At 31.6% G+C, this 25708-nt stretch carries 25 protein-coding genes; 11 read left to right on the forward strand and 14 right to left on the reverse strand.

Annotated elements, in window-relative coordinates; genetic code table 11:
- The first annotated feature begins 85 nt into the window (after positions 1 to 85).
- Both leuB and PW52_RS05535 read left to right on the forward strand, forming a co-directional pair.
- Positions 86 to 1141 (forward strand): 3-isopropylmalate dehydrogenase, encoded by a 1056-nt coding sequence (gene leuB, locus PW52_RS05530; RefSeq protein ID WP_044631939.1) that lies wholly within the window; start codon positions 86 to 88, stop codon positions 1139 to 1141.
- Between the two features lie 210 nt (positions 1142 to 1351).
- The gene (locus PW52_RS05535; RefSeq protein ID WP_044631940.1) at positions 1352 to 3829 is read left to right on the forward strand and encodes a zinc-dependent metalloprotease; all 2478 of its coding nucleotides are present in this window, start codon (positions 1352 to 1354) and stop codon (positions 3827 to 3829) included.
- 219 nt (positions 3830 to 4048) lie between these two features.
- Here PW52_RS05535 and PW52_RS05540 read toward each other — a convergent pair whose 3' ends face one another.
- The 12 genes from PW52_RS05540 to PW52_RS05595 all read right to left on the reverse strand — a co-directional run bounded on the left by PW52_RS05540 (position 4049) and on the right by PW52_RS05595 (position 14678).
- A complete protein-coding gene (locus tag PW52_RS05540) occupies positions 4049 to 4747 on the reverse strand; it encodes a hypothetical protein (RefSeq protein ID WP_044631941.1) in 699 nt (232 codons plus the stop codon).
- Positions 4748 to 4976: 229 nt separating this feature from the next.
- Positions 4977 to 6023: a redoxin family protein gene (locus tag PW52_RS05545; protein WP_044631942.1), complete on the reverse strand. Its 1047-nt coding sequence runs from the start codon at positions 6021 to 6023 to the stop codon at positions 4977 to 4979.
- A gap of 197 nt (positions 6024 to 6220) precedes the next feature.
- Positions 6221 to 6808, reverse strand: a complete 588-nt coding sequence (locus tag PW52_RS05550) for an EF-hand domain-containing protein (RefSeq protein ID WP_044631943.1) — start codon at positions 6806 to 6808, stop codon at positions 6221 to 6223.
- A 203-nt stretch (positions 6809 to 7011) separates the two neighbouring features.
- Complete coding sequence (locus tag PW52_RS05555) at positions 7012 to 7845, reverse strand: PD-(D/E)XK nuclease domain-containing protein (RefSeq protein ID WP_044631944.1); 834 nt, start codon at positions 7843 to 7845, stop codon at positions 7012 to 7014.
- 156 nt (positions 7846 to 8001) lie between these two features.
- The gene (locus PW52_RS05560) at positions 8002 to 8988 is read right to left on the reverse strand and encodes a nucleotidyltransferase family protein (RefSeq protein ID WP_165586761.1); all 987 of its coding nucleotides are present in this window, start codon (positions 8986 to 8988) and stop codon (positions 8002 to 8004) included.
- Positions 8989 to 8999: 11 nt separating this feature from the next.
- Entirely contained in the window at positions 9000 to 10034 is a 1035-nt protein-coding gene (locus PW52_RS05565; RefSeq protein ID WP_044631946.1) for a DUF262 domain-containing protein, read from the reverse strand.
- Between the two features lie 253 nt (positions 10035 to 10287).
- Positions 10288 to 10632, reverse strand: a complete 345-nt coding sequence (locus PW52_RS05570) for a 5-carboxymethyl-2-hydroxymuconate Delta-isomerase (RefSeq protein WP_044631947.1) — start codon at positions 10630 to 10632, stop codon at positions 10288 to 10290.
- A gap of 81 nt (positions 10633 to 10713) precedes the next feature.
- Positions 10714 to 11568 carry a substrate-binding domain-containing protein gene (locus tag PW52_RS05575; RefSeq protein ID WP_044631948.1) on the reverse strand — a complete coding sequence of 285 codons (855 nt, stop codon included), beginning with the start codon at positions 11566 to 11568 and terminating at the stop codon, positions 10714 to 10716.
- Positions 11569 to 11579: 11 nt separating this feature from the next.
- Positions 11580 to 12455, reverse strand: a complete 876-nt coding sequence (locus tag PW52_RS05580; protein WP_044631949.1) for a nucleoside phosphorylase — start codon at positions 12453 to 12455, stop codon at positions 11580 to 11582.
- Positions 12445 to 13386, reverse strand: coding sequence for a DUF1835 domain-containing protein (locus tag PW52_RS05585; protein ID WP_044631950.1), 942 nt, complete (start codon positions 13384 to 13386; stop codon positions 12445 to 12447). The genes PW52_RS05580 and PW52_RS05585 overlap by 11 nt, the downstream gene beginning before the upstream one ends.
- Positions 13387 to 13389: 3 nt before the next feature.
- Positions 13390 to 13719 (reverse strand): translation initiation factor, encoded by a 330-nt coding sequence (locus tag PW52_RS05590; protein WP_044631951.1) that lies wholly within the window; start codon positions 13717 to 13719, stop codon positions 13390 to 13392.
- 8 nt (positions 13720 to 13727) lie between these two features.
- On the reverse strand, positions 13728 to 14678 hold the full coding sequence (locus tag PW52_RS05595) for an isopenicillin N synthase family dioxygenase (RefSeq protein WP_044631952.1): 951 nt from the start codon (positions 14676 to 14678) through the stop codon (positions 13728 to 13730).
- Positions 14679 to 14825: 147 nt separating this feature from the next.
- On the opposite strand from PW52_RS05595, the gene PW52_RS05600 reads away from it, so the two are divergent.
- Both PW52_RS05600 and PW52_RS05605 read left to right on the forward strand, forming a co-directional pair.
- Positions 14826 to 16802 carry an alpha-ketoacid dehydrogenase subunit alpha/beta gene (locus PW52_RS05600; protein ID WP_044631953.1) on the forward strand — a complete coding sequence of 659 codons (1977 nt, stop codon included), beginning with the start codon at positions 14826 to 14828 and terminating at the stop codon, positions 16800 to 16802.
- A gap of 4 nt (positions 16803 to 16806) precedes the next feature.
- A complete protein-coding gene (locus tag PW52_RS05605) occupies positions 16807 to 17223 on the forward strand; it encodes a 3D domain-containing protein (RefSeq protein WP_044631954.1) in 417 nt (138 codons plus the stop codon).
- Position 17224: 1 nt separating this feature from the next.
- Here PW52_RS05605 and PW52_RS05610 read toward each other — a convergent pair whose 3' ends face one another.
- Positions 17225 to 17779 (reverse strand): ExbD/TolR family protein, encoded by a 555-nt coding sequence (locus PW52_RS05610; RefSeq protein ID WP_044631955.1) that lies wholly within the window; start codon positions 17777 to 17779, stop codon positions 17225 to 17227.
- A gap of 238 nt (positions 17780 to 18017) precedes the next feature.
- On the opposite strand from PW52_RS05610, the gene PW52_RS05615 reads away from it, so the two are divergent.
- Positions 18018 to 18686, forward strand: coding sequence for a hypothetical protein (locus tag PW52_RS05615; RefSeq protein ID WP_044631956.1), 669 nt, complete (start codon positions 18018 to 18020; stop codon positions 18684 to 18686).
- Here PW52_RS05615 and mgrA read toward each other — a convergent pair.
- Positions 18676 to 19692, reverse strand: coding sequence for an L-glyceraldehyde 3-phosphate reductase (gene mgrA, locus PW52_RS05620; RefSeq protein ID WP_044631957.1), 1017 nt, complete (start codon positions 19690 to 19692; stop codon positions 18676 to 18678). The two genes, PW52_RS05615 and mgrA, sit on opposite strands and share 11 nt — an antisense overlap.
- Positions 19693 to 19893: 201 nt before the next feature.
- On the opposite strand from mgrA, the gene PW52_RS05625 reads away from it, so the two are divergent.
- The 6 genes from PW52_RS05625 (at position 19894) to PW52_RS05650 (ending at position 25678) form a co-directional block, all read left to right on the forward strand.
- Complete coding sequence (locus PW52_RS05625; RefSeq protein WP_044631958.1) at positions 19894 to 21447, forward strand: DEAD/DEAH box helicase; 1554 nt, start codon at positions 19894 to 19896, stop codon at positions 21445 to 21447.
- A gap of 69 nt (positions 21448 to 21516) precedes the next feature.
- Positions 21517 to 22431: an EamA family transporter gene (locus tag PW52_RS05630; RefSeq protein WP_044631959.1), complete on the forward strand. Its 915-nt coding sequence runs from the start codon at positions 21517 to 21519 to the stop codon at positions 22429 to 22431.
- Complete coding sequence (locus tag PW52_RS05635) at positions 22421 to 23272, forward strand: DMT family transporter (protein ID WP_082050847.1); 852 nt, start codon at positions 22421 to 22423, stop codon at positions 23270 to 23272. Before PW52_RS05630 ends, PW52_RS05635 begins: the two co-directional genes overlap by 11 nt.
- Positions 23269 to 24315 (forward strand): glycosyltransferase family 9 protein, encoded by a 1047-nt coding sequence (locus tag PW52_RS05640; protein WP_044631960.1) that lies wholly within the window; start codon positions 23269 to 23271, stop codon positions 24313 to 24315. Before PW52_RS05635 ends, PW52_RS05640 begins: the two co-directional genes overlap by 4 nt.
- Before the next feature lie 58 nt (positions 24316 to 24373).
- Positions 24374 to 24922: a DUF4251 domain-containing protein gene (locus PW52_RS05645; RefSeq protein ID WP_044631961.1), complete on the forward strand. Its 549-nt coding sequence runs from the start codon at positions 24374 to 24376 to the stop codon at positions 24920 to 24922.
- Positions 24923 to 25045: 123 nt separating this feature from the next.
- A complete protein-coding gene (locus PW52_RS05650; RefSeq protein WP_044631962.1) occupies positions 25046 to 25678 on the forward strand; it encodes a peptidase associated/transthyretin-like domain-containing protein in 633 nt (210 codons plus the stop codon).
- Positions 25679 to 25708: the final 30 nt, after the last annotated feature.

Consider the following 25708-nt stretch of genomic DNA (forward strand, 5'->3'; position numbering starts at 1 on the left):
AAAAAAAGATATAGTGTAAAGCCCGACCCCTTGTGGGTAACGCTCAAAATGAATAAAATTTAATAATTTAGATAAAACAACTAAAATGAAATTAAACATAGCCCTTTTAGCCGGAGACGGTATAGGACCAGAGGTTATAGACCAAGCCGTTAAAGTAAGTGATGCTGTCGCTGCTAAATTTGGTCATGAAATTACATGGAAACCTGCTTTAACAGGAGCAGCGGCTATTGATGCTGTTGGTGAACCTTACCCAGATGAAACTCACGAAATTTGTGCATCGTCTGATGCGGTTTTATTTGGTGCTATTGGTCATCCAAAATTCGATAACGACCCAACTGCAAAGGTGCGCCCTGAGCAAGGTTTACTTAAAATGCGTAAAAAATTAGGTTTATTTGCTAATGTGCGTCCTACGTTTGTTTTTCCGTCATTATTAGATAAATCTCCATTAAAAAAGGAGCGCATTGAAGGTACTGATTTAGTATTTTTCCGAGAGTTAACTTCTGGTGTTTATTTTGGAGAAAAAGGTAGAAAAGACGATGGTAACACGGCTTATGATACTAACATGTACACCAAAGAAGAGGTTACTCGTTTGGCTAAAAAAGGTTTTGAAGCAGCTATGCAACGCTCGAAAAAATTATGTTGTGTAGATAAAGCAAACGTTATGGAAACATCGCGTTTATGGAGAGAGACTGTGCAAGGTATGGAAAAAGATTACCCAGAGGTAGAGGTAAGCTATGAATTTGTTGATGCAGTTGCTATGCGTTTGGTACAATGGCCAAAAGATTATGATGTATTAATTACTGAAAACTTATTTGGTGATGTTTTAACCGATGAGGCTTCTGTGATTTCTGGATCTATGGGATTAATGCCATCGGCATCTTTAGGAACTAGTATTTCTTTATTCGAGCCAATTCACGGTTCGTACCCACAAGCTACAGGAAAAAACATTGCAAACCCAATGGCTACAGTATTATCTGCAGCTATGATGTTTGAAAACTTTGGTTTAGCCGAAGAAGGTAAAGTTATTCGTGAGGCTGTAAATAAAGCTTTAGCTGAAGGTATTGTTACTGAAGATTTAGCTGAAGGTGGAAAAGCTTATGGAACTACTGAAGTAGGAGATTGGTTAGCTAAAAATATTTAAGCAAATAATAATATAAATAATGTAAAAACCTGATAGCTATTTTTAGCTATTAGGTTTTTATGTTTTTAGAAGCTTTTATAGGATACTTTTTTTAAAACAGGGAAAACCCATAAAGTATATTTATTTCCTTAAAATTTTGTAAAAATTAACAGGTAGGCTGTGGTTTGTGTTAACTTTATGAAATAACTCAACTAGAACAACTCAATATTCATGAAACACATTTTACTTTTTACATTATCGCTGTTTTTAATGCTGATACCAGTAAATTTAGAAGCTCAATCTAAAAAAAAGAAGAAAAAAGCAGCAGAAGCGGCCGCTTTAGAAAAGAAAAAATCTTCTCCTGAAAATGCTAGTAAATTTAAACCCTACGATAAATTAATAAATAAAAAGGCAGTTTCTAATACTGGTTTATTTACCACACATAGAATAGATAATAAATTTTATTTTGAAATACCTAACAATTTATTAGGTAAAGATATGTTGCTAGTAAGTCGTATTAAACAATTACCAGAAAATTTTGGTGGTGGTTATATTAATGCAGGAACTAAAACGGCAACCCGATTAATTGTTTGGGAACGTTTTCAAGATAAAATATTAATAAAAGAAAAATCGAGTCATGCTGTTGCCGATAAAAATTTAGCAATAAATGCTTCTGTAAAAGTAAATAATTATGAGCCAACGCTTTTTTCTTTCGATATCTCGTCGTTTAGTAAAGACTCATCTGCGGTGGTTATTGATGTCACAAAATTTTATTCTACCGATGTAAAAGCTATTAGTGGCTTAACTGCAAGAGCAAGAAAAGAGTATAAAGTAAGAAATTTAGATGCATCTAGAAGTTTTATTAATTCTATAAAAAGCTTTCCAAATAATATTGAAGTGGTTCAAGATATGACTTACAATGCATCGGAACCTCCATCTTTTCAAAGTTTGGAATCTATTAGCGTTCAAATGAATCAATCTATGATTTTGTTGCCCGAAGTGCCTATGCAAAAACGCTACGCCGATGAGCGTGTAGGTTGGTTCTCGTTTAGCCAAATTGATTATGGCAGTGAAGCTTTAAAAGCAGACGAAAAAACTTATATTAGACGTTGGCGTTTAGAACCAAAAGATCCTGATGCTTATGCACGTGGTGAGTTGGTAGAGCCTATAAAACCCATAATTTATTATTTAGATCCTGGAACTCCAGAGAATTTGCGAAAGTATATTAAAGAAGGCGTTGAGCTATGGCAAAAACCTTTTGAAAAAGCTGGGTTTAAAAATGCTATTATTGCTAAATATCCTCCAACAAAAGAAGAAGATCCAGATTTTAGTCCAGAAGATATTAGATATTCTGTAATTCGTTATGTAGCTAGTGAAACTAGAAATGCAATGGGCCCAAGCGTATCCGATCCGCGTTCTGGTGAAATTATTGAAAGTGATATCATTTGGTATCATAACCACTTACGATCTTACAGAAACCGTTATTTACTTGAAACTGGCGCAGCAAACCCATCGGCTAGAACGCTTGATACTCCAGCTGAAGATATTGGAGAAATGATGAAAATGGTAATTGCTCACGAAGTAGGGCATGCCTTAGGTTTACCACATAACATGAGTGCAAGTAAAGCATATAGTGTAGAAGATTATAGAAGCGGAGAGTTTACGCAAAAAAACGGTATTGCAGCAACTATAATGGATTATGCCAGATATAATTACATTGCCCAACCAGGAGATAAAAATATTCGTTTTATTCGACAAATAGGACCGTATGATGAGTACGCTATTAATTGGGGTTATAGATACATTCCTGAAGCAAAAACGTCTGAAGATGAAGTAGAGGTACTTGACAAATGGATTTTAGAAAAAGCTAACGATTTACGTTTTAGATTTGGAAAGCAAAGTAGTCGCTTCGACCCAAATTCTCAAACTGAAGATATTGGAGACGATGCTATTAAAGCCAGTAATTATGCTTTAAAAAATTTAAAAATAGTAGTTAAATATTTACCTGAATGGACCAGCGATAAAACAAACGATTTTAAAGATTTAGAAGAACTTTATGGCGAATTATTAAGTTGTTGGAATCGCTATTCTGGTCATGTGGCAACTAATGTAGGCGGTGTTTACGAGCATTTAGTAAATCCGAATCAAGAAAAAACGGCTTACGAAGCTGTGCCTAAAAGTTTGCAAAAAGCATCGGTAAATTGGTTACATAAAAATGTTTTTGAAACACCAAATTGGTTAATCGATAAATCTATAATCACCAACATTGATTATGCCGGTTACACAAATACATTAGGGAAATACCAAAACAGATTTTTATCTGGGTTATTAAGTTTTGATAGATTAGGAAGACTTATTGATCATGAGGCAATAAATGCTGAAAATTATTCTGCTTTAGAAATGCTTAGAGATATTAGAAAAGGACTTTTTACAGAAGCTAATTACACCAAAAACGTTGATGTTTACCGAAGAAATTTACAACGTGCTTATGTAGATAGAATGGCATATTTAATGACAGATGAAGGTTCGCCACGCACCACAGAAAAGGTAAGTGTAACACAATCTGATATTCGCCCTATAATTCGTGGAGAATTAAATGTTTTAAAACGTAGTTTAAACAATGCTGCTAACAGAGGTGTTAATACGATTACAAAATACCATTACAAAGACTTGGTAGAACGTATTGATTTGATTTTAGATCCTAAATAAGTAATATTTTTTTGCTTTCATTTTAGATGGTAGTTCAAAAAAAATAAATTAAAATAGGGTAGTGCGGCAACTAAATGGTTGAATATATTATGCATAATATATTCGTGATTTGTCAATGTTTATCGGAACTAAAGGTGTAAATGAAGATATAGAAAACCCCACCAATTTAAGCACATCATAATATAAATAATGTAAAAACTTGGTAGCTATTATAAGTTATTAGGTTTTTATATTATTGGAAACTTTTACAGGGTAATTTTTTATAAAATCGGGAAAAACCATATAGTATACTTTGGTATGTAAATTTTGCATAACAACAAATTTATTTTTAAAAAGAAATTGGTCTTCCGTTATATTGTTTTCTTTAGCCTCTTCAACAGGTATTAAGTTACACTCGGTTAAACCTGCTACATTTTTTATTACATAGAATAGACCTAAAGCTTTAAATCGTCCAAGTATCACTTGTTCTGGTTTAAAAATATTACGTCTAATTTTAAGTTTGTAAAATGGATTTGATGCAGTAGGAATGAGTTCGTATTTATTAACTCGTTTTAAGGTTCTTCTATATACTTCTAATCTTTTATTAACATCAGCTTCATCTAAATTAATTATGGGTTGAGACGCTTGTTTTAACTTTACTATTTTTATACTATCATCTTGAGCTAAATCTTTATACAAAAGTGTTTTTTGATAAAATGGTGTAATACGTTTAACGTACTTGACCGTATCTGCAGCAATAAATTTTTCGGCAATTAACTCATAAACATAAGGCGACTTTCCTTCGCTTTTAACAACCGTCTGATTCTTCGTTTCGTTAAAAATAAAATCGTAATCTTGAGATAAAACGGGTAAGCAGGTAATAAAAAACAAGCCTGTTAAAGAAAAAACAGATGTTGTTAACTTAAAATTTTGCAACATAGGTTAGTTTATTGGTTTAAATTTGGGTTATTATTACCAACAAATATATGTAATTACTTTAAAAATAAGGCGTTACGTTTTTTTAAAAATATGATTTAAACGTTTTTTTTCGATTAAAGGCTGAATATTTCTGAAAATATAAATAAGAAGACATAAAAATAGGCTGATTAAAAAGACATTCAATTCTTTTTAATCAGCCTATTTTATTATGTTATAAAACTTTATTGTTCTAGATGTTTAATTCATTAAACAATTTTTTAATTTTCTTACTTGATGGTCGTGGCGCATCTGCAGAAACGATATTTCCATCAGGATCGATTAAAATAAATCGTGGAATTCCGTTAATTTTATAGTTTTGAATAAAATCGGTTTGCCATCCGTTAGGAGATATTACTTGAATACCACCAAGGTCTTCATTAGCTATCATTTTTTTCCAACCTTCTTTGGCTAGTTCAGCCGATTTTTCTCTGGTTTCGGCTCTATAACCTCGTCCATCATCAACCGAAAGACTTACAAAGGCAAGATTTTTACCATGGTATTCTTTTTCTAAAGCTTTTAACGAAGGAATTTCAACTTTACATGGTCCGCACCAAGTTGCCCATACATCTATATAAACATATTTTCCTTTTAAATCGCTTAACGAGGTGGTGCCACCTTTTACGTTTTCGAAATTCTCGAAAGTAGGCGACGGCGCTCCTTTTGGTAATGCTGTTCTTAAAGCAATACCTTGAGATAAATAACGCTTATAAGAAAGCAACATGGGTTCTAAACTTTTGTTTAGGCCGTTTGTTATTAATGTATCTATGCTTGTATTAGAAGAATAAAAGTTAGATAATTTAGTTTTTATTCCGTCTAATTCACTTTCAAGCTGTTCTGCGTTTAATTCCGAAAGCGCATCAATATCAAGTAATTCTTCTTGCATTAATGCGTTTTTAGCTAAAAAAGTACTGTGTTCAGCTCCAGCTCCAGAAAAGGCAACAGATTCATCAAACGCTTTAGTATCAAGAGTAATATCTATTTCGAAACCATTTTTTAGGAAAATATTTGTTGATTCGGCACCGTCATAAAAACTAAAAATTCCAGGTTCAACTTTTAAAGTATCACTAAATGTACCATCGTCATTAACTTTTATGGTTTTAGAGTAGGCGCGTGTTCTAATTAAAATGGAATCACTGTTTTTGTCAGTAATTTTCCCCGTAAGGGTTACATAATCTTTGGGTTCTTGTTTACAAGCAATCGCAGCTAAGGCAAAAGCACCTAAAAGGATTTTCTTCATGCGTTTTAAAATTTTAGATTTTAAAGGTATTAATTATGTGTAGGAAAACTATTTTTTTTAGTAAACATTAACATTAGTATATTTGCACAATAAACGTTATATATTAAAAGCACTTATTTTAGTAAATAGGCTTTCACTAGTAATTAATTATGTAGAGTACAGCTTTTAGTGCTTTTGTAAGTTTTAGTCACATTTAATTAAAATCGTGCGAGAAGCCCGCTTTCGTGTGCCGCTTCAATTTCTTCTGGAGTAGCTTTGTTATCTCCGTTAGCATCAACTAAGTCGAAGAACTTATCTAATCCAATTTTACGATAACTTCGCCCTTCTTCATTCGCATAAGCAACAACCTCTTCTCTAGTAACTATGCAGTCTCCATTGGCATCAGTACCATTAAAACTATGATTGGGTTTAACTTTTGCGAACTCTGTGTCGCTTAGTTTCCCATTTTTATCCGTATCAAATAGGTCAAAGAAGTTTATTATAGTTACTCTTCTGTATTCTCCCTGCTGCATAAAAGCTTCTAGCTCTTCTCGTAAAACTGTTCCATCTCTATTTAGGTCAGCATTGTCCATTGGTCCATGCTCACTACTACCCGTAGGGCCTTCTTTTAAAGCTTCGCATGGAGTGCGGTGGACTTCATGTCTTGGAGGTCGTGGTGGTCTATTTTCACTGTTTAACATACTGTCTTGTTCGGTAGCTTTGTTTTTAGCTTTTTTATTGTTTGCACCACAACAGACGAATAAAGTAATACTTAAAGCAATTAAAATTTTCTTTACTATTTTCATATTATATTTTTTCTACTTTTCGTTAGGTTTTATCAATTTAGCGAATTTGGTCTAGCATTAAATTTAACGGTTTTGGCTATAATTTCGTTATGGAATGGTACGCGAGTATCATTCCGCCGCAACCATAAATTTAGCAAAAAGGCTTAAAATTCCGATTAGGAATTTCAGCCGTAATGAACTATAGAGGTTGTCAGCAAATGTATTTATTCTCCTATCACTAATATTGGTTTCCAATTATCCGGAAATTTATAACCATCCCAAATATTTTGAAAACGTTTCTCTTCACAAAATCCTGGTGTAACATAAAAAACTGCATAGAAAATCTTATATAAAGGATGATTTGAATATCCTTTCACATCAATAAGTATTTGTTCAATAGTATTTATCATTTTCGTTTCTTCTTTAGCATACTTATATTCAATAGCACAATTGAGCGAAGGAATTAATATATCAGGTTTATAGCCTTTTGCCGTTTTGTAAAACGGTTCAGAAGGGAATGAGCTATCTGGGAATGTCACTTTTGTAGCAAATTTGACTGGTGAGTAAACTTGTGTTTCGCTATTCGGTACGATATTCAGTTCTTTTAAAATTACACTTGTATTTGATAAAATATTTTCTAGAAATATAAGTCCTGCGTTTTTATAGAAATCATTATTAAAAGCCTGAAATGGAATTAGATATTCTTTCATTTTATCAAGTTCTTCGCTAACGTAAAATGTTTCTTCTAACTCGTCATCATCAATTGGTTTATAACCATTAAAGCCTGATGCGAGTATTTTCTCTAAATCCTGTTTATATAATTTTAAAAGTTCAAAATTTTTTTGACTTTCTATAAATGATAAGATGAGTAAATAAGTAGATTTTAATAGAGAATTGAATTTATATGAATAGGTTTCAATGTCTTTATTTATATAGTATTCTTCTCCTATTTCACAATAGTCAAGCCCAATATGTAGTCCTTGTATTTTGTTCAGATGATTATAACATAATGCAATACTTTCATTTATTTTGGTTTCTTGATAATGCTGATTTGTCATAAGATTCTGTTGATATATTTGCTAACGATCTCGGTTATGAGCAGTTGGGGTTTTTAGCCCTAACTTTTCGGTTTAGCACTGACCTTGGTTTTATGTTTATACATTTGTTTTATCACTTACACCCCAATTGTTTATAGCCAATGTTGGGCCCAGTTTTTATATTTGAAATTCTTTAATTTTTAGTTCTTTCAATTCAGGGAAAACAGTCAGAAAAGTATCAGTTTTATAAAATACATTTTTTGAAATGTCTTCAGGTTCAATTATTTCATATTTTAAAAATATTCCAAATATTATTTGAAATAGTGATAAGCTCATAGGGAAACCTTTTTGGTTAATTAGATTCAATTCTGTATTTATATTATTGAAAATAAGCTTTAATTCTTTATTTACTTTGCGAGATTGCCAAATGCTTAACTTATTCTTAATCAAGGCAAATATGTTATCCACTACGCGGCTATAATCTTTGGGAGCTATTTCATTTGGGATTTTTCCATTTTCGAAACATTCTTTAATGAAGTTTAATATTTTGATTTTTATGTCAATTTCTGGCCATTTGTAGCTTGTAATTTGTTTATTAACATCTTTAGCGCTAAGAGCAATCATATCTAGTTGTTCTACAGAGGCTTTTAATTGTGAGGCAAGTCTTAAAATTTTCCAATCAATGTTTTTACTTTTATATGCTAAGTCATGTGTGGTTACAGACCAAGCGTGTTCAAATGCACTACGAATTTGAATCTCAAATTTTATATCGTATATCTCTTTATTTATCTCTTGGTTTGGTGGTATAAGTTTTCCAATGAATCTCGTAGAGTCAAATCTAAAAGTGTCAAAATTTTTAAAAGTACTTCCTTTTTTTCTAAGGTCTATTTCTGTAAAGGCATTTTTTAAAAAATCAATAACTTCCTCCTCATAGCTTAAATTAGGAACAATTAAAATACATCCAATAAAGTCATCAATTTCTACCCAGGAAGAGTAACGTCCTGTTTCAATTTTTTCACTAATTGAATCTAGTTTTTTAATTCTTGAAGTGTATGCGAACAAATGTTTTTTAGCATAGTTCATTAGTGTTTGATCCAATGCGCTTTGAATAAACTCAAAATATGGTAAATACAACTTGTATTTTGTAGATATTTTAGAATCCAAAATCATATTTACTAATACTCAATTTGATTCAATAAGACTTTGATTAGGATATTTTCCCTTTCTTTTCTTGCAAGTGTTCTATTTGAAGCTACACGAGCGTATTCATAATATAAATTTATATCATTGCTTGATTCATCTGTTGGTTCATGGTTTACGAAAGTTGTTAATCTAGCCTTCATATCATTTAATTCAGGTAAATTATCTTGCTGAATTAAAACATGTAACGCGCCAATTAATGAATAAAAATCTGCTTGATTCTTTAATCTTGAACGAGTAAGAATATTATCAGGGTCATCAGAAAGTATGTTATTAACAATATTAATTATTGTCTTAAATAATTCTTCTATCTCATCCTTATCCTCCCAATTATCGTCTCTATTTCCAAAAGCGATATCTAATTCATTTGTATTGAAACCTTTCGGTTCATTTTCTAAGCGCAACAATATTTGTGCAGTAAGTTCAACATCTTTCATTTGCGATCTACTTCTTTTAGCTATTTGCGGAAAATTTACTGGAAGCTTATCGTTCATCCATACTGTTAAATCTTCTGATACTGTTATAAAATCACCAGAGTATTTCGCATGCCTTAATTCTTGTGATGTAAGTTTCGCAACATTTCGATTTATTCTATCGAAAATATTATTTATAATGCTTTCATTATTTGTTGGCAAGTATTCAACTGAGAATGTATAACTCCAAAACTTGTTCTTTAAATCTCCATTAAACTCTTGAAAGTATACACCCCTTATGTCTTCAATAGGACAGCTTTCAGGTACTGGGAATTCATTATTTATGAAAGCAAAAATACAGGTCAAACGTTGTTTTCCATCAACTACATTATAGGTTGTTACTCCAGTACCGCTAATCTCTTCATATAGAAATATTGTCGGAGCTGGATAGTCTAACAGCAAGGTTTCGATAAAATAATCTCTAAATGTTTGTGTCCAAACACTTCTTCTCTGATATGGAGGGTCAAGGTCAAGTAATTCTCTGTTATATAGGTCATTGAACCAAGCTATTGTTTGAAAATTTTGTCTTCTGTTCATTTGTTTCTTTTAATTGTGTCCAACGGCTTCGGCTATGATTAGTGCGGGAATAGGGAAGCAAAGGCTTTTCGATTTAGCACTAAGACGAAGCTTTTTGTTTGCTTTTATTTTTTCTTTTCAAAAGTCAAATCAAAATTATTTGACGACATTATAAAAATACACTAAACTTTGGATTAAAAGCCAACCCTTATATTAATTATAGCCCTTGCTACCCAATGTTATTATTTTCAATGTAAAATTTGTTTATTCAGTCTTACACCATTGATTTATTGCAATATGTTGCTTTTTCAAAATCTCTAATATTTATTGAAATAATTGGAACATCTGGGAACATTGATTTTAATTCAGTAATAATTCTTTCCGATAGATTCTTTTTTTGAGAGATAGTTCGTCCTTCCATAATATTCGCGAAAATGTGAATAAAATTATCTTTTGTATTTCCGATATTATAATATTCAAAAGGATTGATTCTTACTTTGATGTCTCCTTTATCAAAGAGGTCAGTTGATTCAGCTGTATCATATACTTTTTGAATAATTTCATCCGGTGATTTTATTTTTATGATATTTTCAGAACAATCAATTACAAAATGTGGCATAAATTATTTTATTTCAGGTTTTTCTTAATGTTGGGTAACTCGTTTTATAAACACCTTCTTTAAGTTGGAGTTTAATTAAATTTAAACTCTAAAAATCAACTCATCATAATCTGCAATTTCTGGGATAATATCGAGTGCTAATAATTCTTTTTGCGTTTTCATTACGGTATCTTTATCAATTAAAGATTGAGACCACTCGGTAATACTAAGCCATTCTTGTACATCTTCTAATTGTTGTTCGTAACGGTTTGCTATGGTTTTATCGATACTTGGTATGTCTTTAAAATCGAGCGTTGTGTTATTAATTATCTCTAGTATGGTTTTTAATTCTTCAGGATTGTTTTCAATAAACTCTTCACGGGCGGCAATTACAAAACAAGGCCAGGGTGTAGGGCAATTGCCAATGCGCCTAAAAGTACCATTGTCCACCAAAGGTTTTGTAGTAAATTTTTCCCACATAAAATAATCGGCAGCGCCTTCTGTTAAGCCTTTTACTGCGCCATCCAAATCCTTTATAACTTCAAAATTTAAATCGGATTTTAAGTCCCAATCATGGTTTTCGGCATTTATATATGCCATTAAATGAGAACCAGAACCGTAACGACTAATTGCGGCTCTTGTGCCTTTAATATCTTCAATGGTTTTAAAAGGAGAGTCTGCAGCTACATGTATACCCCAAACCAAAGGTGTTTGCACAAAAGTTTGCACAATTTTACTGGGGTTTCCTGCTATAATATCTTTAATAATACCTTCGGTTAAAATTACCGCTAAGTCTATTTCTTTATTTCGCAATGCTTTACACATAGCACCAGTGCCGCCATAGTAATCATGCCAACGTAAATTTATATTTTCTTCTTTATATTCGCCGTTTTTTAGCGTTAAATACCAAGCTAAGTTAAAGTGTTCAGGTACACCACCAATATTAATTTTCTTCATTTAAATCGTGATTAGATTTGTTCTACAATTTTATTAAGCGCGTAAAGTATTAAATCTTCAATCACTTTTGAAGGGTTTTCACTAAAAGTTCCACTTGGCCTATTTGCTATTATCGCATTTAATGAAATGGCATGATGCCCTAGAAGTGCCGACAAGCCATAGATTCCCGAGGTTTCCATTTCTAAATTTGTGATTTTTAAATTTTCGAAATAGAAATGTTCAAGTTTAGAATTTATTTCTGGGTCTTGAATTGGTAAACGTAACATTCTGCCTTGTGGCCCATAAAATCCATTGGCCGTTACTGTTATGCCTTTATACGTGTTTTTATTTGAAAATATTTTGAAGAGCTTTTCGCTAGATTTTATCGCTAAAGGATTTGATTTATTTTTACTCCAATTGGTTTGATTTATGAAAGCATTTTCAATGTTAGAATGACTTATTTTATCGGTAACATAAAATTGAAGCGTACCGTTAATATCTAAACCATATTCGCTAACCAAAACAGAATTGACAGGTATTTCCTTTTGAAGTGAACCTGAAGTTCCAACGCGAATAATGTTTAGGCTTGTTAATTCTTTTTTAGGCTTTCTGGTTTGTAAATCGATATTAAAAAGCGCATCTAATTCATTTAAGACTATATCAATATTATCGGAACCTATTCCTGTTGAAATTACTGTTATACGTTTGGTTTTGTAATAGCCTGTTTGAGTTTTAAATTCTCTCTTTTGAGTACTAAATTCTATTGAATCAAAATGACATGTTACTTTTTCTACACGATCTGGATCACCAACAAAAATTATAGTTTTAGCTACATTGTCTGGCCTTAAATTTAAATGATAAACGCTGCCATCTGGATTCAATATAAGTTCAGATTCTTTAATAGGCATTTAAAACAGATTTAATTAGCTTATTCTCGGTTTTGCTAAACTGATAAGTTAAACGCTCAACACCACCATAATACATATTGTCGTCAACTTGATTAGAAGCGTTAGTTTTACCTAATATGGCTTCATAACCTTTTCGATTTAATTCTATTTTTTTATCTTCTTCAGTATAAAACAAGCTAAGTTTATCTATTATTCTAGACATTTGTAAATCGCTAAAACCGTAATATCCTTGGTAGTTTAAAGCATAACCTAATAAATGATTTTTTGATTTAATTTCGTGCTCTTTTATTATTTTTAAAATGTTCGTTTCTAAAATATTTAAACCAGTTATGCTATCTGGAAAACGCTCTAAATGGGCTTTTAAACAATTACTTAAATATTTAAACGAAGACGATTTTACTATAAATGGTTTTAATAAATTATGATCAATTCCACAGTAAATCCCCCAAATAGTTGTGGCCAAATCAATATCTTTTGAAGTTAAAAGTGTTTTGTTCTTGTAATGTTTTTGTAATTGTTTTGATGAGATTTCGGATAATCCTTTTAAATCTTTTTCACCTTCTATTCTTCCGCTACAAACTAAAGAAATAGGAAGATTAATTTTTTTCTGTTGAAGCAAACTTATGGCGGCGATCATATTAATATGGCAAAATAAATCGTATTCAAACCATAATATAATTTCGGAATACTCATGGGCATTATCAAGCTTTCCTAATTCCGAAATAATTCGGTCTTCATCGATTTCAATATCGTATGTTTCATCGAAAAATTTTTTTCTTTTTTCTAAAAAATCTTCCGAATAAATTATTTCTTGAGTTGGACCTTCGCATAACATTTCGTGCCATACTATAATTTCACCTTCAATATTTAAATCGGTTAAAACCTGAGTTAATTCATCTCCATTTGTAATGTGTAGTGGTTTTTTGCTCATAATTTAGCCTCCAACGCGCTTTACTTTAAAGCCCTTATTTTTTAGAATTGACATAATTTTATCACGATAATCGCCTTGAATAATAATTTTATTATCCTTAAAACTACCGCCAACACTAAGTGTTGTTTTTATTTCTTTTGCAAGTTGTTTAAAGTCTTCGGAGGCTCCAGTATAGCCTTCTAATATAGTTGTTGGCTTGCCTTTACGTTTTTCGTATTTGCAAATTATAGGGTCGTCTTGCATCCAAATATCAGACGAATCATCTGTATTTGATGGTGTTTCTTCTGGAGTATGTTCTGGGAATAAGTTTTTTAGCTGGTCTTGTAAATCCATAAAACAAATTACTTTTTAATAAGACCAAGTTCAATTAAACGCTCATTTAAGAACTCGCCTGCAGAAATATTATCAAATTGTTTCGGATTGTTATTATCTACACAGCTATCTAAAACATCTAGTTTCATGCTGCTAATTGGGTGCATAAAAAAAGGAATTGAATACCTTGATGTTCCCCATAGTTCCTTTGGGGGATTTACAACACGATGAATTGTAGATTTTAATTTATTATTAGTGTGACGTGAAAGCATATCACCAACATTTATCATAAGTTCGTCAGGTTCAGCAATAGCGTCAATCCAATCACCTTTATGGTTTTGAACTTGTAAACCTTTGCCTTGTGCACCCATTAAAAGTGTAATTAAATTAATATCACCATGTGCTGCCGCACGAACAGCTTCTTTAGGTTCTGCTGTAATTGGTGGATAATGTATAGGGCGTAAAATAGAATTACCATTATGAATAAAAGCATCAAAATAAGTTTCTTCTAACCCTAAATGTAGTGCTAAGGCTCGTAAAACATACTTAGCTGTTTTTTCTAGCATTTGGTAGGTTTCTTTACCAACTTTATTAAATTTTGGTAACTCATCAACAATTACGTTATCTGGATATTCAGCCTTTAATTCATCATTATCATCAACATACTGTCCAAAATGCCAAAATTCTTTTAAATCGCCTTCTTTTTTGCCTTTTGCACTTTCTTTACCAAAGGACACATAACCACGTTGTCCACCAATACCTGGAATTTCATATTTTTGTTTTATTTCAATAGGTAAGTCAAAAAAGTTTTTTACTTCGCTGTAAAGTCTTTCAACTAAATTATCATCTAAAAAATGACCTTTTAAAGCGACAAAACCTATTTCTTCATAGGCTTTACCAATGGCATTAACAAAGTGCTGTTTTTTATCTGGATCGTTAGAGGTAAAATCTTTTAAATTTACGCTTGGTACGCTGTTCATCTCAAGTTTTTTAAAATACGTGTAAATACAAATGTACGAAAACAATCGAATTTTTTAATAGCATTGAACTAATTATCATATTTACAATTTATAGTATATTTGATTGTTTTCCTTGTTATTATTTTAAGGTTTAATTGATAAATATTTATGAACTTCAAGAAACATAATCTTTCAGGGCCTACTTTATTGAATCTTTACAAAAACATGTTAAAACCTCGTTTAATAGAGGAGAAGATGCTAGTTTTATTAAGGCAAGGAAAAATTAGTAAATGGTTTTCGGGTATTGGTCAAGAAGCTATTTCGGCTGGCGTAACAATGGCTTTAAATAAGGAAGAATATATTTTACCAATGCATCGTAATTTAGGGGTTTTTACAACTCGAAATATACCTTTAAATCGACTTTTTGCGCAATGGCAAGGTAAAGCTTCTGGGTTTACAAATGGGCGAGATCGTTCGTTTCATTTTGGTACTCAAGAGTATAAAATAGTGGGAATGATATCTCATTTAGGTCCGCAATTAGGTGTCGCCGATGGTATTGCATTAGCCTCGAAACTAAAAAATTTAAAAACGGTTACGGCTGTTTTTACGGGTGAAGGAGGTACAAGCGAAGGCGATTTTCATGAAGCTTTAAATGTGGCTTCGGTTTGGCAATTACCGGTTTTATTTTGTATTGAAAATAATGGTTACGGTTTATCTACACCAGCAAACCAGCAATATTATTGTGAAAATTTAGCTGATAGAGCTTTAGGATACGGCATGGAAAGTTATATTATTAATGGAAATAATATAATTGATGTTTATACCGAGCTTAGTGATATTGCAAAAAGCGTTCGCGAAAATCCTCGTCCTATTTTAATAGAATTTAAAACATTTAGAATGCGCGGGCACGAAGAGGCAAGTGGCACAAAATACGTTCCTAAAGAACTTTTAGAAACATGGCAAAGTAAAGATCCTATCGAGAATTTCAGAAATTATTTAATTGAAACTGAAGTATTAAATGATGATTTAGAATTGCGTTTTATTGAAAATATATCGAACGAAATTGAAGAAAACTTGAAACTTGTTTTTAAAGAAAATGAAGTTGATTTTAATTATAACAAGGAATTAAATGATGTTTTTAAAGAATTTATATATCAAGACTTTAAGCCAGAATTGAATCAAGAAAATATAAGATTTATTGATGCTGTAAAGATGGCTTTAAAGGAAAGCATGGAAAGACATGACGATTTAGTGATTATGGGACAGGACATTGCCGAATACGGCGGTGTTTTTAAAATAACCGAAGGCTTTGTTGAGCAGTTTGGCAAAGACAGAGTTAGGAATACACCCATTTGCGAATCGGCCATTGTGGAGACCGCCATGGGCTTGTCAATAGCAGGAATGAAAGCCGTAGTAGAAATGCAATTTGCAGATTTTGCAAGCTCGGGCTTTAATCCTATTGTTAATTACTTGGCAAAGTCGTATTACCGTTGGCAACAAGAAGCCAATTTGGTGATTAGAATGCCTTGTGGTGGCGGTGTTGCTGCAGGACCTTTTCATTCGCAAACTAACGAAGCTTGGTTTACTAAAACACCGGGTTTAAAAGTGGTTTACCCAGCATTTCCATATGATGCCAAGGGCTTGTTAAATACGGCTATTAACGACCCGAATCCGGTGATGTTTTTCGAGCATAAAGCTTTATATAGAAGTGTAAGACAAGATGTGCCAACAAACTATTATACTTTACCTGTTGGAAAAGCAAGTATGGTGAAATCTGGAAACGACGTCACTATTATTTCTTACGGAGCAGGCATACATTGGGCTTTGGAAACTTTAGAAGCTAATTTAGGTATTTCGGCAGATTTAATAGATTTAAGAACGCTTCAGCCGTTAGATACTGAGACTATATTTTTATCAGTAAAAAAAACAGGAAAAGCTATTGTTTTACAAGAAGATTCGCTTTTTGGTGGTGTTGCAAGTGATATTTCTGCTTTAATTATGGAACATTGTTTTGAGTTTTTAGATGCGCCTGTAAAACGTGTAGCTAGTTTAGATACGCCTATTCCTTTTGCTAAAAACTTAGAAGACCAATATTTAGCAAAATCTCGATTTGAAACCGAATTAAAGGCTTTGTTAGCTTATTAAATTAATGAAAAAACTCTGTTTTATATTGTTGATAGCTTTGTTTTCATGTGAAGACCATAAAACTAAAACATCCACTTTTGAGGATGGATTTAGTTGGAATTCTGCTTTGGTAACAGCGACGGCCTATAATTCTTTAAAATATCAAACGAGTTCCAATCCTAATATTACGGCTTTTGGTGATAGTTTAAAACCTGGTTTAAAATACATTGCAGTATCGCGCGACCTTTTAAATCGCGGACTAAAACATAACACTCCAGTTAAAATTGAAGGATTAACTGGAGTTTATTTTGTTAAAGATAAAATGCATTCTAGGTGGCGAAACCGTATCGATATTTATATGGGCATAAATGTTGATTCCGCTTTACAATGGGGAAAAAAACGGGTTTGCATCGATTACGGTATTCCTAAAATGCAAGATTAAATTAATTGGTTTCAGCTTCAGAAAGTAAAAACGGATAAGCCTCTCTAACTGCATTTAATTCCTGTTTATTTAAATCTTCAGGGAATTTATTAAAAGTTTTTCTGCTGTAATTGCTTCGTAAAATAAAATAAGCTTTCGAAAGTTCGTTTTGAACTTCTATAAATCTGTCGTAAGTAGTTAAGTCGCTTACTTGAAGTGAAATAACTGCTTTTTTAGGATTATCTGATGCTTTAGGATTTTGCTCACCCTTGCAATAAAGGCATGATTTATCGCCGTTGTTATCAATAAAATTTACGACTAAACTTTTAAGCTGCTCGATTTCAATTCTATCATTTTGAAGCATGATTTCATCGTTATCATTAATTAAAAGCGTTAAAATGTTTCGATCTGCAATTACAGCATTGCAATCTCCAGTAGGGCAATCTTTTGGTAATTGCCTGTTTAAGCCTTCATCTGAAGAAATTGTAGCTGTAACTAAAAAGAAAATGAGTAGTAAAAATGCGATATCGGCCATAGAACCGGCATTAACTTGTGGCGATTGTTTTGAATGTCTCATAATAAAAAGTTTAAAATGTTAATAAAAACTTAATTCGCAAAAACAGTACCATAATTACTTATGAAACAATCATTTAATAAAATGCATAAAAAAATTAAGAAATTTATATAATTTTCAATTTAAATAGTGCTTAGGTACAATTATTGTTAAACACATACTAAAAATTAATTGTCTGTTCGTTGAATGATTAATTATTAAATATATTTGAAACTATTATTAAAATTGTTTTATAGAATTTATGTCATCTAAATACATTTTAATTTTTATACTATTGATTTCGTTATCTGGTTATTCTCAAATAGATAGCGGTAATAAATCTATTGCTATACCGGCAGTTGAAACTAAAAAAGATTCTGCTGTAAGCAATATGTTTTCTAATTCTAATCCAAAAAGTAACACACAATTTGGTTTAAATACACCAAAGGTTTCTCCTAATTTAGAGCTTCCTAAAAAGGAATTTTCTATGTTTCCAGAAGAAGAATTTGGAAATCCAGGAGAGCTTTATTCTAGTAATTTAGACAGACTTAATAAGGTAGTTTTACCAGAAGGTCATGGTGAGTTTTCGGGTTTAAAAGAAGATGCTTATTGGGGCGATTATAAAACAAAATCGGAATACGTTAGAGTTTTATACAGAGATTATGGTCGTGTAGACGGCGATGTTTTACGAATTTTAGTAAACGATGATATTGTAAAACCTGGTGCTTTTTTAAGCGATGGTTATTCTGGATTTAAGTTAAAATTGGTAGACGGATTTAACAAAATAGACTTTTTTGCCGTTAATGAAGGTGAGTTTAAACCTAACACTGCAGCTTATAAAATTGTAGACCAATGGGACAATATTATTTCGAAAAAAGTTTGGGCATTGGCACAAGGTGTAAAAGTGACTATAATAGTTATTAAGGAATAGTTATTGCATCAATTTGTTTTAATTCTGCTTCTGTAAAACTTAAATTATCAAGTGCTTTTATATTTTTTTTTAATTGATTTGGAGAGCTCGCTCCAATAAGTACAGAAGCCACTTCTTTTTGTCTTAATATCCAAGCAATTGCCATTTCCGATAGTTTTTGGTTTCGGTTTTGTGCAATTTCATTTAATTTTTGAATTTTTTCTATATTATTATTTACGGTTTCTTTTTGTAAATACGTTAAATTTTTACCGGCTCTAGAATCTTCTGGTATGCCATTTAAATATTTATCGGTAAGCATACCTTGGGCTAAAGGTGAAAAGGCAATGCAGCCAACGCCATTATCATTCAAAACATCTAATAAACCGTTTTCAACCCATCTATCGAGCATAGAATAGCGTGCTTGGTGTAAAATAAACGGCACTTTTAATTCTTTTAATAATTTCGTGGCTTCGGCTGTTTCAGAAGGATTATAATTAGAAATACCAACATATAAAGCTTTTCCTTGGCGAACAATATCGGCTAGTGCTAGCATGGTTTCTTCCAAAGGAGTTTCAGGATCTGGTCTGTGATGATAAAAAATATCAACATAATCGAGGCCCATACGTTTTAAACTTTGATCTAAACTGGCTATTAAATATTTTCTAGATCCAAAATTACCATATGGCCCCGGCCACATATCGAATCCAGCCTTTGTGGCTATAAAAAGTTCATCGCGATATCTTTTAAAATCATTTTTAAAAATAACTCCAAAATTTTCTTCGGCCGATCCAAATGGCGGACCATAATTATTGGCTAAATCGAAATGCGTAATACCGTAATCGAAAGCCGTTCTTAAAATCTCTCTTCCGTTTTGCAAACTATCAATAAAACCAAAATTATGCCATAAGCCTAAAGAAATGGCTGGTAAAAGAATGCCACTTTTTCCACTTCGGTTATAACTAATTTCGTTGTATCTATTTGGGTTTGCTTGGTAGTTTAATACTCCCGATTTATCGTTTATTTGCATGATTTAGTTCAATTTAAAAGTGAAAAATTAGTGCTATTTATTTTATAATTTTAAAAGGATTCAATAAATATATGGTAATATTATTTGATGCACATAAAGCCTTTAGAAATTAATTGTTTAAAGAAATTCTACATTTTAGCTAAATATTACTTTTAGAAACCCTTTAAAGATGTTATTTTTGCACGTCAGAAAAATTTAAACATGTCCGTTTCAAAAACAGAATTAGAAGAAAGAAAAGCAGGAAAAGACCTTTATAGTTATCAAAAAGGCGCTATAAATAAAATTTTTACAGCTTTCGAAGAATCTCCTTCCGATTACCATTTGCTTTATCAATTACCAACTGGTGGTGGTAAAACAGTTATCTTCTCTGAAATTGTTAGACAATACCTTAAACACCATAAAAAGAAGGTTATTGTTATGACGCATCGAATTGAGCTTTGTAAACAAACCTCGAAAATGCTTACCGAATTTGGAGTTTTAAATAAAGTGGTTGACAGTAAAGCAGATTTAAGCGATCAAGCCGATTATAGCTGTTTTGTGGCCATGGTTGAAACTTTAAACAATCGTTTAAACGATAATAAATTAGATATTTCTGATATTGGTTTAGTTATTATTGATGAGGCGCATTATAACTCATTTACTAAACTGTTTAAATTTTTTAGTCAGTCGTTTATTTTAGGAGTTACAGCAACCCCTTTAAGTTCGAGTATTGAATTACCAATGACTGATAATTATGATGAATTAATTGTTGGTGAAAGCATTGAATCTTTAATTGAAAATGGGTTTTTAGCACGTGCCGAAATGTTTACTTACAACGTAGGTTTAACATCGCTAGTTGTTGGAGCTAATGGAGATTATACGGTGAAATCTTCGGAAGATTTATACACCGATAACGATATGCTTACCAAGCTTTTACAAGCTTACGAAGAACGCTCGAAAGGTAAGAAAACACTAATTTTCAATAATGGTATTAACACGTCTTTACACGTTTATGATACGTTTAGAAGAGCGGGTTACCCCATTGCACACCTCGATAATACAAATACCAAAAAAGAGCGTGCCATGATATTAAAATGGTTTAAGAAAACGCCAGATGCTATTTTAACATCGGTTAGTATTTTAACCACCGGATTTGATGAGCCAAGTGTTGAAAGTATTATTTTAAACAGAGCTACAAAATCGTTAACCCTTTATTACCAGATGATTGGTCGTGGTTCGCGTATATTTAATAATAAGAAAAGTTTTTCTGTAATCGATTTAGGAAACAATTTCCACCGCTTTGGCCCATGGGGAGATGACCTAGATTGGCAACGTATATTTAAATCTCCAAACTTTTATTTAGATAATATTTTAAGCGACGAAGAGCTTGAAAGTAATTTTAGATATGAAATGCCAGACGAGTTGCGAGCTGAGTTCGCTAACTCTAAAGATGTGTATTTCGATATTCAAAAAACCTATGTAAATTCAATTAGAAGCGGAGAATCATCAAAAGTAGTGTTAGAACGTTCTATTGAGCATCATGCAAAAATTTGTATTGAAAATAGCGAAGATGTTTATGATGCTTTAGCCTTAGCAAAAAAACTTGGAGACGATATCGATTTTAGAATTGGTCGCTATACAAAATGTATTAGTAAAAGTACTTTTAACTTTGTTGAATGGTTAAAAGGGGATTATCGTAAAAAGTTAAATTCCTATTTACGCAATAATTTTGATGACGTTTTCGAAGCCATTCACGGCTATCCACCAGAGGATTAATTTATTTATTCCTTTTTCTTAACTAAACATAAAATAAGCTTTAAATTAGCACTTTATTTTAAGCAAACTATGAGTGTTTCCCGTAAAACAATCTCTATTGTATTGGCCTTTTTTGCTATTTATGTAATTTGGGGATCTACTTATTTACTTAACAAAATTGCGGTTACCCAATTACCGCCGTTTAAAATTGCTTCTATACGTTTTATTTCTGCAAGTATTATCATTTTTATAATTGCTAAAATTTTAAAATTAGATATTTCAATTACTAAAAAGCAACTAAAAAATACCATTATAGCCGGATTTTTATTTTTAACATTTGGCAATGGCGTCGTGGTTTGGGCTTTAAAATTTGTAGATAGTGGTTTTACAGCTTTAGAAATTTCAGCACAACCTCTCGTGGTTTTAATTTTAATGCGCATTTTTCAGAAAAAGAAGATTTCTGCTATGTCTTACATTGGCGTGGCTTTAGGCTTTATTGGTATATATTTACTGGTTAGTCAAAAACAAATAATTAGTCAGGAAAATCAAATTACAGGTATGATAATGATTTTTGTTTGTATGATTAGTTGGGCTTACGGCAGTTTGTTTGTTGGAAAAGCCGAATTACCTAAAAATTCGTTTGTAAACACAGCTTATCAAATGCTTTTTGGTGGGCTGATGCTACTTATTTTAAGTATTTGTTTTGGTGAAACTTGGACTGCACCGAGTACCTGGAATACGAACGTAACATGGTCTTTAATTGGCTTAATTATTTTTGGAAGTACAATTGCTTTTACCGCATTTAATTATTTGTTAAAAGAAGTTTCGCCCGAAAAAGTAGCCACAAGTACTTATGTTAACCCTATAATCGCGCTAATATTAGGTTGGTGGGTTTTAAACGAAACAATTACAGTACAATCTGTTATCGCAGCAGTAATATTATTAACAGGCGTTTATTTTATTAATACAAAACGCAAATTTAAACCTAGAAGTATTGGACGTTAAAGCAGCAATAAAATTCATGTTAATAAGCACTATGGCTTTTGCATGTATGAATACTATTGTAAAATCGTTAGTAGATGTAAATGCATTTCAAATTGTATTTTTTCGTTCGGTAGGATCTTTGGTTTTTACATTTGGATTTTTATTTAAAAATAAAATTCCGTTATTAGGAAATAACAAAAAGTTAATGATAATTCGTGGTTTAGTTGGCGTTACATCTATGTCGCTTTACTTTATGTCTACCAAATATTTACCCATTGGTACAGCGGTTACATTACGTTATTTAGCACCTATTTTTGCTTCGGTTTTGGCCATTTTTATTTTAAAAGAGCGTATTAGAAAATGGCAATGGCTATTTTTTGCAATAGCCTTTTTTGGCGTTTTAATTATTAAAGGATTCGATACGCAAATAAACACGTATGGATTAATTCTAATTTTAGTTGCTGCGCTTTTTAGCGGAATGGTTTACGTGGTTTTAAGCAAAATTGGCAAAAGCGAACATCCAGTTGTTGTTGTAAATTATTTTATGGTAATTTCAACTATTGTTGGTGGCGTTATTTCTATTTTTAATTGGACCACACCAACTGCAACGGAATTAGGTTTACTATTAAGTTTGGGAGTTTTTGGTTATTTTGGACAGGTTTATATGACTAAAGCATTTCAAGTGGCATCAACAAATCAAGTAGCACCTTTAAAGTATTTGGAAGTTATTTTTACCGTATTATTTGGTGTTTTTATGTTTGCCGAAATTTATACGGTTTGGAGTTTGTTAGGCATTGCTTTAATTATAACAGGATTAATTTTAAACGTAGTTTATAAAGCTAAAATGGACAAGAAAAAATGAAAGTACCTGGTAGTATAAATAACATTCGAAGAAAAATTATGCGAAGCATTACCAAAAATGTAGGTAAATCGTATAAAATTCCTAATGTTGATGCTTCAAAGCCTTTACCCATAAAAAAAGTACTAATAATTAGGCCAAACCACAGGTTAGGGAATCAATTATTGCTTACACCAATTGTGCAAGAGGTAATAAATACGTTTCCAAATTGTAGTATCGATTTATTTGTAAAAGGAGGTGTGGCTGTTCCTGTATTTCAAAATTATGAAGCCGTAAATAAAATAATTCAGCTTCCTAAAAAACCGTTCAATCATCTTATTAAATATATGACTGTTTGGGTTTCAGTAAAACAAAAAAAATACGATTTAGTAATAAATGGCGATACAAATTCATCTTCTGGTAAATTATTAACCAATATTAGTAGAGCTAAATTTAAAGTCTTTGGTGAGCATTATGAAGATATTGCGAGCAAATTCCCCGATTACAGACATATTTCAAAAAAACCGATTTATAATTTACGCCGGTTTTTAGAAAACTTAGGCTACTCTAAAAACGAAAGTGAATTGCCTGTTTTAAATATAAATTTGGATAAAACTGAAATTGAAAATGGTAATCGAATTTTAAGTGATATTATAAAAAACAATAAAAAAACCATTTGTATTTATACTAATGCCACAGGAGATAAGTGTTATTCTGAAACTTGGTGGAGTACGTTTTACGATAGGTTATTAAAAGAATACCCGAATTACAATATTATTGAGATGCTACCCATTGAAAATATCTCGAAAATTAATTTTAAAGCACCACATTTTTACAGTAAAGATATTCGTGAAATGGCGGCAATAATTAAAAATACTTCTGTTTTTATAGCGGCCGATAATGGGGTAATGCATTTGGCAAGCGCAAGTTTAACACCAACAGTTGGCTTTTTTGCTCCAACCGATTTAACGGTATACGGGCCTTATGGAAACCAGAATATTGCTATAAATACTAACGAATCAACTATAAACGAATGGATTAAGGCCATTAACTCTATTTTAAATTAACGAAAAATTGTTCTTTTAAATTCGGTAAAAAATCGTATTTTAAAAGAAAAAAAGAGTTATGAAAACGTTTTATGCCTTAATATTAATAACTGTTTCTTTTCTGTATTCTTGTAAATCTTCAAAAAATACAGCTAGCGAAAGTGAAATAAATGCTTTAACACAATTAGTTGAAAATAAGCATTTTTCAATAGAATCTACTTGGGCAAACCCGCAAGTTACAAATGCCATGCAGCAAGTTTTAAACTCGGGATTATTGCAACCTGGTAGCAATGCGAGTAGTATAAATTTAATTGGCAATTCAAATTATTTGAAAATTTCTGGCGATAGCATATATTCCTATTTACCGTATTTTGGTGAACGCCAAATGCATGTCAATTATGGCGGGACCGATAGTGCTATTCAGTTTGAAGGATTAATGAGTGACTATAAAGTTTCGAAACGAAAAGATGCAGGTTATAATATTTCATTTAATGCTAAAAGTAATTCTGAAAGCTTTAATGTATACATTACACTTTGGCCAAATTTAAAAAGTTCGATGTCTTTAAATAGTTCATCTCGATTTTCTATAAGCTATACAGGTCAGGTAAAAAAACTGAAGATTATATAGGTAGGTAATACTAAAAAATAAACGGTTTATCTATTAATCGTATAAAATATTAATTCAAACGAGTTTTTTAGAATCATGGTTATTAGTTGATTAATTTTGAGTTGATTAATTAATTCTTGTTCCATGAAAAAGTCTACCTTCCTTTTTAGTTTATTAATTGTTTTATGTGTATTTAATACTTTAAATTCTCAAGAAACAGCAGCTGCTACCAACGATATTCCTCAAAATTTCAAAAAGCGTAGTCCTGTTTACGATTATTCTGAAAAGAAACTTAATAACGTCGATACTATTCCTGATTTTATTTCTAAAACCAATAAATTAAAAATTACAGGAACAATTTTTCAAAATGATGGTGTTACGCCAGCGAAGAATGTTATTTTATTTATTCATCAAACTGACGAAAACGGAAATTTTGAACTAAAACGTGAAAATAAAAAACGTTATGTTCATCATCGTGGTTGGGTAAAAACAAATGCAGATGGGAAATATACTTTCTACACATTTGTTCCAGGTTCATATTTTAAAGGTAAAGAAATTAAACAAATTTTACCTATCATTAAAGCTCCAGGGCAAGAGGAGAAGAAAATAGAATCTTATGTTTTTAACGACGATCCTTCCTTAAAAGATTCTTGTCGCGAAGATATTGCGAGCACCAACCCGAACAGAATTTTAAATTTAACTTTTAATAAAGAAGAAGGTTTATTTATTGCAAAACGCGATATTGTGCTTGGTAAGGAAGAAACGGCTTCATACTAAACAATATTATATTTATAACAATATGTAATA

Origin of the sequence: Neotamlana sedimentorum, assembly GCF_000943565.1 — a bacterium.
GTDB lineage: Bacteria > Bacteroidota > Bacteroidia > Flavobacteriales > Flavobacteriaceae > Neotamlana > Neotamlana sedimentorum.